Genomic DNA, 9,782 nt, shown 5'->3' with positions numbered 1-9,782 from the left:
AGCACTAAAACGTTTGGCCATTTCTTGGATCTCCAAAGTTAACGTTACGTTATCTTTAGAGGGAAGTACTGTCCATTATTTTGGCTAGGATCACAGGAACGATTGATGTAGTGGTAGTAGGTAGCGAAGATTCTAAAACTCGTCTTGGTATAGGAGTGGATAAACCTAAAAGTACTCTACATATTCATGATAAGAGTCTGCCGATGTTACAACTCACATCTGATTCTACTGGTTCAGAAGATAGAAATAATGGTGGATTGATCTATGTCACTGAATCAGACCTAATGATACAAAACAAAGAAAATGGACGGTTATATCTTGTTAATTCAGCTGGTATGGTGGAACTAGACTTATCAGGTAATTTTCTTTCAAGAAAAGGTAAGATTGGTTATGGTGGAGGAGCAGGATCTTATATTCTGCAGTATAGTTTCAAAGACAGGTCGGTAACTTGTAACTTTCCATCCGGTTGCGTTCGCATGGCCGCAAGTGCGTTGGGAGCTAATTCTTCTGTTGCATTCGTGTTGGAAAACAATTTCATTTATCAGGATGATGTGGTGATTGTAAATGTGAGAAGTATGCCGAGTGGTAATTCTGATTTATATTCAGTTAGAGCTTCAAATATAAAAACGGGCTCATGTCATATTATTCTAAAAAATGAATCAAATACTATTCTCTCTGAATATGTAGAAGTAAATTTTTGTATAGTCTCATGTGGTAATAGCTAGCCTAGCTAAGCAGATTAACATTAGTTTATATTGTGAACCCTCCTTATGGTGGGTTCTTTAACTTCTCAATTAGGGGGCTTTAGATTTAATTTCACCTGAAGTTTTAAGGTGCAAGATTTTTTTTAATTTTTAGTAAAACTGCTAGTGAGATAAAATATTTTATTTCTGTTTATTTTGACAAAATTTAAAACTAAAATTATTTTTTGTTATTAACGTAAACCCTAAACATGGCTAGAGCTGTTATTGATGATCAAGAATTATTTACTTTCTATGAAAAAGCCATCAGTGAAGCTCGTCCACAATTGATTGAACTCTACCAAAACACATTTAAAGCGCATAACTTACATGCTTTATTATTTCCGACATCACCGATTGTTGCACCACTAGCAAACGAAGACGTCTATTCAATTGAAACTTTCCAGACACTCATGCGAAATACAGACCCCGGCAGTAATATTGGAATACCGGGCCTGAGTTTACCTATTGGAAAGGGCGCGAAATCAAAACTGCCAATCGGATTTGAAATAGATGGCTTAGCTCATCAAGATAGTGAATTGCTTGCGATTGGAATAACTTTAGAAGAAATTTTTAAGGTTTTAAATCAATAGACAAAACCGCTTAAATCACTATTTTTAAAGCTTTGTTTGTCTTTTAATAATAGGTCTAAATTTATTTTAAGACTGTTTTTTATCCAAAAAATTATAAGCCATTTTACTTGTTATAATGGCTTATTTATTAAGCAATCATTGCTTGTTAGATTTAATATTTTGTCAGTTTGTTGTTGTTAATTTTATAAAATATAATATTTATAAATCATATATATTCTATTTTTATAAGTATAACAATTTTTATTGTTAACTCATTTTTAAATTACATATTATTTTAATTAATAATACTTAAATATTACATAATAAAATTTATTCTTAATATTTCTGCAATATATTGCTTTTATTAAAGGAGTTTTATTGAAGCTTAAATAAAAATTAAATTGTTTATTAACAATAGCTTGTATTGAATTTTTAGATGGATTAATTACGAGAAATCTACACTAGTTCGAATTACATAATTTTTAAACATAGTTTATATAATATGCTTTATTGACATAAATAGAAAAAATATATGGCAAAGAAGTCAATGATATTTAATTAACTTCAGAACCATAATTTGCACCAAATTTTACGCTGTCACGATTCATTGAATAAAACCAAGTGAAAAGTTACGTAAAAAAGAAACCAATAATTTTATTGGCTTAAATAAAAAATCGAATATTACAAATAAGCGGAATGAATATGGATAACGTAGCTCAGCTAGAAACTGATACTAATTTCCAAAGTCGAAAGAAAATAACTTGGGGTGTTTTTAGTGTCCTGCTGTTATTTTTAGTTGCCGGTATCGTATATTATTTTTTGGTATACCGATTCTATCAATCTACTGATAATGCTTATGTGCAAGCCGATGTGACTTGGGTCATGCCAAAAATTTCAGGCGAAGTGATGGAGTTATTAATTAACGATAATCAGGTGGTAAAAAAAGGGGAAACTTTAGCGGTATTAGACCATCGTGACTATCAAGCTCGTTATGACCAAGCCCGTTCTGTGGTCAGCTTAAAAGAAGCCGCACTGGGCGTACAACAACAAAATGAAAAGTCTGCCAAGTCTTCAATTACCGAAGCAAATAGTGGTGTAGTGGCAGCACAAGCCGACCTATCTCGTTTGAAAAAAGAGTTCGAGCGTTATCAAGACTTATTAAAAGATGGCGTGATTACCCGACAAAATTTTGAAGGGATCCAGTCTCAATATTTAACAGCTCAAGCACAGCTCAGCAAAGCACAAGCCGCCGTAAATGCAGCAGAAGCTCAGTTGGGGAGCTTACAAGCGAGCCGAGCGCAGCTTTTAGCAGATATTCAAAGTGCCAATGCAAATTTAAACTTGTATCAGGTTGATTTAGCTTCTTCAAAAGTGATCAGTCCTGTTTCGGGTAAGATCGGTAGCCTTGCAATTCAAAAAGGTTCACGCGTTTCTCCACAAACCCGCTTAATGGCGATCATTCCTGAAAATAGTTTGTATGTACAAGCGAACTTCAAAGAAACCCAAATTGAAAAAATGCATATCGGTCAAAAAGTGAAGTTAAAACTTGATGCCTATCCGAGCCTCACCTATACCGGAAAAATTGAGAGCTTTTCACCAGCTTCAGGCGCAACTTTTTCACTCATGCCACCAGACAATGCAACGGGTAACTTTAACAAGGTTGTACAGCGTATTCCTGTACGTATTGCCATAGATTCAAGCCCACATATTGATTTGATTAAACCTGGAATGTCGGTGAGTGCCACCGTTGACCTAAGAACTTAATAAAAAAATTTTAGGTAATAAAAAAATGAATAAGCATGTTGAAGCCGAGTGGAGGTTTCCTGCAAAAACTGCATGGGCAATTTTTGCTGCCATGATTTTTGGCAACTTCATGGCGATTCTTGATATTCAGATTGTGGCGAGTTCTCTAAACGAAGTTCAAGCTGGTATGAGTGCAAGTCGTTATGAAGTCACTTGGGTACAAACGGTTTATTTAATTGCCGAAATTATTGCAATTCCAATGTCGAGTATTGTCTCGCGAGTGCTTTCAACACGGGTGTATTACACCATGTGTGCAATTGGGTTTACGGTGAGTTCTTTACTTTGTGCTTTGTCATGGAACTTGGAAAGTTTACTGGTGTTCCGTGGCATTCAAGGCTTTATGGGTGGCGGCATGATTCCGACTTCCATGACGGCGTTGTATTTACTCTTTCCAGAAGCAAAACGCTCATTGCCTTTGGTCATGTTTGGCATGATCAGTACTTTAGGTCCAGCGATTGGTCCAACCATTGGCGGTTGGCTCACCAATAACTTCTCATGGCACTGGATGTTCCTGATCAATATTATTCCAGGCATTATCATTGCTACGGTCATTTACTCAGGCCCAAATATTGACCGTGCCAATTATTCACTCATCAAAAGCATGGACTGGCTCAGTCTGGTCGGTATGGCAATGTTTTTGGGTGGGCTTGAATATTTCCTCGATGAAGGCGCACGACATGACTGGCTTGCAGACACGGGCGTTCGTATTGCTTTTATGATCTGCGTTGTAGGCGGCATGATTTTCTTCTCTAGAAGTTTTACCCAGCCTAAGCCTTTGCTCGATTTATCGGTATTTAAAAATAAAAACTTTACTTTGAGTGCTATTACAACGTTTGTGATTGGCATGGCGCTGTATGGCTTGGGTTACATGATTCCTGTGTTTCTTGGGCAAGTCCGTGAAATGAATAGTAGCCAGATTGGTCACATCATGATGGTGACAGGCATTGTCATGTTCTGCTTTGCACCGTTTCTTGCGTGGCTTATTCCTAACTTCGATACCCGCAAAACCGTATTTGTTGGAATGGTTCTGGCTGGTTTTGGTGTATGGCTCAATTCGCACCTCAGCATTCATAGCGATTATGACTTCATGTTTTGGCCGCAAATTTACCGTGGTATTGGTCTTATGATTTGCCTGATTGTGGTGTCACATTTGGCTATGAGCACCTTGCCACTCAGTAAAGTAGCCGATGCCAGCGGTATTTATAACCTCATGCGCAATATTGGCGGCGCGGTTGGACTGGCACTTATCAACTCATCCTTAGACTGGCTAACAGCCATGCACGTCACCCAGATTAATCAGGCGATGACACCGCAAAACTGGATATTTACAGAACGACTCGACCAACTCACGGCGCAATATCAGGAAGTCGGCGCAAATGCTCAGCAAATCGCGCTAAGTGTGATTTACCGTGACATTCACTTTCAAGCATTAACTTCGAGTTTCAACGATTTATTACGCATGCTCGCAATCATCATGTTTGTGACCGCTTTTTTAACCATCTTTATGGATAGGGGGAAGAAAATGAATATGTAAGGTTTTAGCAGTAGAGGGCAGCTTTTAAAGAATGAAAAACAATAGGGCATATCAAAACGTATCCCTTCATAGAAAAAGAACATTTATACGAGTTTCTAATATCGCCGTATAAGCGATTGGAACTCACAGATCTGAATGTGGGAGATTAAAGTATTATGATTAATACAACATATAAACTGATTTCAAAATTGAACCTGAAAAATGCAACTTATGGGCAATATTTTGAAAAAGAGCAAATTGATACTGATCGACTAAAAGTGATGTATTCCATTTACGAACAGTATTATGAAAATACCAGATTTTCTATTTTTGTAGATGATTTTGAAAATAAAAGCGGTGCGATTTTAATTTTTGACTCTGAAACAGACGAAATAGTCGGTTTCTCGACGGTTGTTGTGCAGCACTTTTATTTAAACGGTAAAGACTACACCGTACTCTTTAGCGGTGATACGGTTATTTTGAAGAAGTTCTGGGGCACGCGTAGTTTACAAAGCACTATGCTTAAACTCATGATTAAGCTCCGAATCAAATATCCTTTTAACGAACTTTATTGGCTCCTTATTTCTAAAGGCTATAAGACCTATCTCTTACTAGCCAATAATTACTATGTGTATTACCCAAACATTAAAGATGAAAACCAACATCTTTCGGAAGTGGTTGAGCACTACTGTGAAAAATTCTTTGGTGAATATTATGACCGTGAAGCAGGCTTGCTTAACTTTGGTGATGACTATCAGCCACTAAAAGGCGAAGTCGCACCGATTACTGCCGAAATGAGAGAAAAGAACCCAAATATTCATTTCTTTGAACAGAAAAATCCAACTTGGAAAGCCGGTACAGAACTGCCGTGTATTGGTCGTCTTGGCTGGAAAGATATTGCCCGTTTCCCCGTAAAGCTGATGACTAAGCCGACCAGTAAAGGAAAGTTTGAAGCCCGTGTAACTCATAAAACAAAACGTAGAGAGGCTATCCAATGAAATCTAATGAATGGCTGACTCTCGGCTCGCATCTTATTTTAAAAAAATGGTGTGATGCATCTGACCGTAATTTCCAAAAGCAGTTTAATGCCCTAGAGACCACACAACGTCAAATTTTGCATTCGATATTACAGACCTCGACCTTTGCCAAAGATAAGAAGGTTCAAAATTATGAGCAGTTTGTAAAAGCATTTCCTGCCACTCGCTATAGCGCTTGGCGAGAAGACATTCAGCGTTACCGTGAACACAAGCTTTCACTCTCAAGCAGTAAATTGGTTCGTTTTCAGCCGACCAGTGGTTCGAGTGAGCAAATCAAGTTTATTCCATACACCAAGCTGTTTTTAGATGAACTTGACCATGCGATTGCACCGTGGATGGCAAGTTTATACCGTAAATGCCCACAGCTGAGTTCGGGTACACACTACTGGTCGGTGTCATGGTTGCCAGAAAGTCAGCGTGAAGTTTTAAAAGATAAAAATCTAAATGATGACAGTGCATTACTCGGTGTGGGTAAACGTATATTGTCCAAGTTTACCCAAGCGGTTCCAAGTAACGTTGCCTTTGCAGCCAATGCAGACGATGCACTGTTTGCCACCATTTGCTATTTGGTCGCAAACCGCAACTTAGCCATGATTTCGGTGTGGAGTCCGACTTTTGCGCTGCAATTACTTGAGCGTTTGGAGTCACTGCAAAAAGAAGTCATTGAAGTTTTGCAAAGTGGTAAATGGGGCAATCGTCAGGATTCATTAAAAGAAGTGACCGCACCGCATAGCCCTGAAAGTGCTCAAGCCTTAATTGCAAGTTCAAACGGCGCACAGATCGATTTTAAAAAGCTCTGGCCAAAGTTAAGTCTGGTTTCGAGTTGGGATACCGCAGGTTCAAAAGCTTGGGCCGAAAAATTAAAAGAGAAATTGCCCAGTGTTCAGTTTGAAGGCAAAGGATTATGGGCGACGGAAGGTGTAGTCACCATTCCCTATAACGACCAATACCCACTCGCATACCAAAGCCACTTCTATGAATTTGAATATTTAGAAGGTGAGAAACAAGGCCAAATTGTTCCTTCATGGCAACTTAAACAAGGTGATGTGGTCAGCCCACTGATTACTTCGGGGAATGGCTTACTGCGTTACTGTCTGGATGACTGTTTACGAGTTACTGGCTTTATAGAGCAAATCCCGTGTTTTGAGTTCCAAGGCCGCCGTTTTGGTGTAGATCTGGTCGGTGAAAAGTTAGCACCTGAAACCGCTCAACAGTTGTTGTCTCAGTTAAACGAAACCGAGTCAAAAGCGATTTCCTTACTGGCGATTGATACGGAGCAACAGGTTAAACCATTTTATTGCGTGCTTTTTGAAGGTGAAATTCATCACAGCATTAACAATGAATATATCGACAGTATTTTGCGTCAAAACTTCCATTATGAACTTGCGCGAAACTTGGGACAGCTTGATGAGCCGCAAATTCGCCAAGCCAATAATGGTTGGAATGCTTATAAAAAACTGGTCATGTTTGATGGCATTATCGAAGGCAATATCAAGCCTGAGCCACTTAAGAAAGTCACCCTCAATAGTTTGGAACAACTATGAAAGGGATGAAGCACTTTAATACTCGTTTTTTAACACTTCGACACGCCTTGTATTTAGGCGTGTTGGTTGTGTCCAATACACATGCCATGACTTTAGACGAGGCGTTGTCTGCCAGTTTAAGACATGAAAGCCAGCTTGAAGTCAGCCGTTTAAGTGTAAACCAGTCTACCGCTATGCTTGAGCAGGCCAAACAGCGTGATGGACTCAAAGTCAATTTAGTCGGGCAACTTGACTATGAAAGAATAGATACACCGCCAAAAGTCATGTTTCCAACTGAAGGAAACCGTAAAGGACGAAGTTTGCAGTTACAGGCAGATTATCCGATTTATACCTCTGGGCGGCATCGCTTGGGTGTAGATATTGCCGAAAGTCAGCTTTCTGCCCAACACCAAGGCTTGTCAGATCAACGGTCGGAAACCATTTTAAATACCGTGATGGTCTATACCGACGTATTAAAAAAGAAAGCCATTTTAGAACTTAGACAAAAGACCATGGCGAACCTGCAACGGTCTTTATATGAGTCAAAGCGCCGTTTTGATGTTGGTATGATTACCCGTGCAGACTTGGCTCAGGTTTTGGCGCAAGTCGCCCAAGGCCAAGCCGATATTACACAGGCGCAGTCTAACCTGACTGTAAGTGAAGCACAGTTTTACCAAGTGACAGGTACAACACCAGACAACCTTGTTGCAATAAAACAATTACCAGCTATACCGAATGGACTAGATGAGATTTTGGCGCAAACCAAGAACCATCCCGCTTTAATGCGCGCGAAATATGAAATGCAAGCCGCAGAGAAACAATATGCCTTAACTAAACGGGAGCTTTGGCCAACGGTTATGCTGACCAGCCGTGCCGGAAAGCAAGATGAAGCGAGTTATATTGGTTCTGAAAGTAATAACTATATGGTTGGGGTGCAGCTTAATGTACCGCTCTATGACGATGGTTTAAATCGGGCCAATGTTAAAAAAGCACAGGCCGATATCGATTTGGCTCAGCAGAAAATACGAAGTCTTGAACTGGACTTAAATAAGCGTACCCGTACCACCTATGCGCAGCTTCAAACCATCCGACAAAATAAAGACGCACTGGCAAACGCTATAGAGGCAGCGTCTATTGCTTTCGTCTACACACGTAAAGAGTTTGATGTCGGCACCAAAACCACTTTTGATTTGCTCAACACCGAGCAGAAACTACTCGATGCCCAAACCCAAAAAACCGTAAATGACCAAGACGAAGTAGTGTTTGTCTATCAGCTACTCGACCAAATGGGACGTTTAAACAGTTTGGTTCCTGTGCATACCGCACAACAGGTGAATAATGAATAAAACAAATACACCACTTGCGAATAACACTCTCATTACCCGTGAAGCGACTTCGGCAGATGACGAGGCTTTGCGAGAGTTAATTGCGGTGCCCATGACCACCAAAGGTATACAAATTAGCTTTCAGCGTGAACCGAGTTATTTTAAGGCGTCCGACATTGTCTATCGGCATAAACTGCATGTAGTAATTGAAGATACCGAAAGCCAAAAGAAAGTGGCTTGTTATAGCAATGGCTATCGTCCTTGTTATGTCGACCGAAATATACAAAACTTACGCTACGCGGGCGATTTACGGGTAGATCATAGCTATCGGGGTAAATCACTGGTGAAGGTATTAGGTAAGCATGTGAAAGATACCATGCACGCACCTAACTTTAGCCAGATGATTATTTTTGATGATAACCATGCCGCACGCGCCGCTATACAAACGGGCAAAACGGGAATGCCCGATTATTATGATGAAGGGCTTATAGAGACACTCAGCCTGACGAGCACTGGCGCAAAAAGAAAAGTCACGGCTTTTTTAAAGCAGACTGCTAAACAGAGTCATCTTCAAGAGATCCGTAGCTGTGTTGCCGAAGCTCAGCATGTACCAGCTATGAACCAGTTTATTCGCGACATGGCAGAACACTATAACTTTATTCCGGCCTATAACTTTGAAGAGCTTGCCCAAGGTCATCAGTATTTTTCAGGGATGAAACTTTCGGACTTTTCACTTTACTTTAAGGGTGAAAAACTGGTGGGTATGTTTGGCTTGTGGGATCAGCATAGTATTAAGCAAACTAAAATTTTAAATTACAGCTCGGCCATAGCTGTGCTTAGACCCGTTTATAACTTATTGACGCCAATAACTAAGGGCATGCGTTTGCCTAAACTTGGCGACTCTATTCAATACCACGTACTGCATACGCTTATGTGCCATCCCGAAGATTTGGCTTTGCATCATAAAATGCTCGAAGATGCCTATAACAAGTCAAAACAGCAGGGTGTTGGCGTGGTGAGTTTTACGCTTTCCCATAAAGACCCGCGTTATCAGTTAAACCAGTTTTATAAAGGTGAGCGTTTAACGGGTATGCATGGCTTTATTAGTTTTGAAGGCGACCCACGACCAAATTTTGATAAAAACCTAATTCCATACTTAGAAGTTGGGCGTATTTAATTTAAAGCCTGAGGTGATACTTTTAATGAAGCCCACGAAAGTGGGTTTTGTCATTCTTAACATGAACAATGAGGCTGATAATTAGTTGATAA

The 9,782-nt window shown here is 39.7% G+C and carries 7 protein-coding genes and 1 pseudogene; all 8 read left to right on the top strand.

The window, feature by feature from the left end; translation table 11 throughout:
- The first annotated feature begins 110 nt into the window (after window positions 1–110).
- The 8 genes and pseudogenes from HMPREF0014_RS12210 (at window position 111) to HMPREF0014_RS12175 (ending at window position 9,690) form a co-directional block, all read left to right on the top strand.
- Window positions 111–725 carry a hypothetical protein gene (locus HMPREF0014_RS12210; protein WP_006580900.1) on the top strand — a complete coding sequence of 205 codons (615 nt, stop codon included), beginning with the start codon at window positions 111–113 and terminating at the stop codon, window positions 723–725.
- A gap of 266 nt (window positions 726–991) precedes the next feature.
- Window positions 992–1,333: pseudogene (locus HMPREF0014_RS12205) on the top strand (amidase family protein); the annotation flags it as partial.
- A 681-nt stretch (window positions 1,334–2,014) separates the two neighbouring features.
- Window positions 2,015–3,076, top strand: coding sequence for an HlyD family secretion protein (locus HMPREF0014_RS12200; protein WP_004887160.1), 1,062 nt, complete (start codon window positions 2,015–2,017; stop codon window positions 3,074–3,076).
- 25 nt (window positions 3,077–3,101) lie between these two features.
- Window positions 3,102–4,649 carry a DHA2 family efflux MFS transporter permease subunit gene (locus HMPREF0014_RS12195; protein WP_004887163.1) on the top strand — a complete coding sequence of 516 codons (1,548 nt, stop codon included), beginning with the start codon at window positions 3,102–3,104 and terminating at the stop codon, window positions 4,647–4,649.
- Window positions 4,650–4,837: 188 nt separating this feature from the next.
- On the top strand, window positions 4,838–5,626 hold the full coding sequence (locus tag HMPREF0014_RS12190) for a hypothetical protein (RefSeq protein ID WP_170318192.1): 789 nt from the start codon (window positions 4,838–4,840) through the stop codon (window positions 5,624–5,626).
- Window positions 5,623–7,209, top strand: coding sequence for a GH3 auxin-responsive promoter family protein (locus HMPREF0014_RS12185; protein ID WP_004887165.1), 1,587 nt, complete (start codon window positions 5,623–5,625; stop codon window positions 7,207–7,209). The genes HMPREF0014_RS12190 and HMPREF0014_RS12185 overlap by 4 nt, the downstream gene beginning before the upstream one ends.
- The gene (locus tag HMPREF0014_RS12180) at window positions 7,206–8,534 is read left to right on the top strand and encodes a TolC family protein (protein WP_004887167.1); all 1,329 of its coding nucleotides are present in this window, start codon (window positions 7,206–7,208) and stop codon (window positions 8,532–8,534) included. Before HMPREF0014_RS12185 ends, HMPREF0014_RS12180 begins: the two co-directional genes overlap by 4 nt.
- Complete coding sequence (locus HMPREF0014_RS12175) at window positions 8,527–9,690, top strand: hypothetical protein (RefSeq protein ID WP_004887169.1); 1,164 nt, start codon at window positions 8,527–8,529, stop codon at window positions 9,688–9,690. Before HMPREF0014_RS12180 ends, HMPREF0014_RS12175 begins: the two co-directional genes overlap by 8 nt.
- Window positions 9,691–9,782 lie beyond the last annotated feature (92 nt).

This window comes from Acinetobacter sp. RUH 2624, from assembly GCF_000162375.2.
GTDB lineage: Bacteria > Pseudomonadota > Gammaproteobacteria > Pseudomonadales > Moraxellaceae > Acinetobacter > Acinetobacter nosocomialis.
The sequence above is the reverse complement of the archived record's forward strand: the minus strand, read 5'-3'. Positions and strand labels throughout refer to the sequence as shown.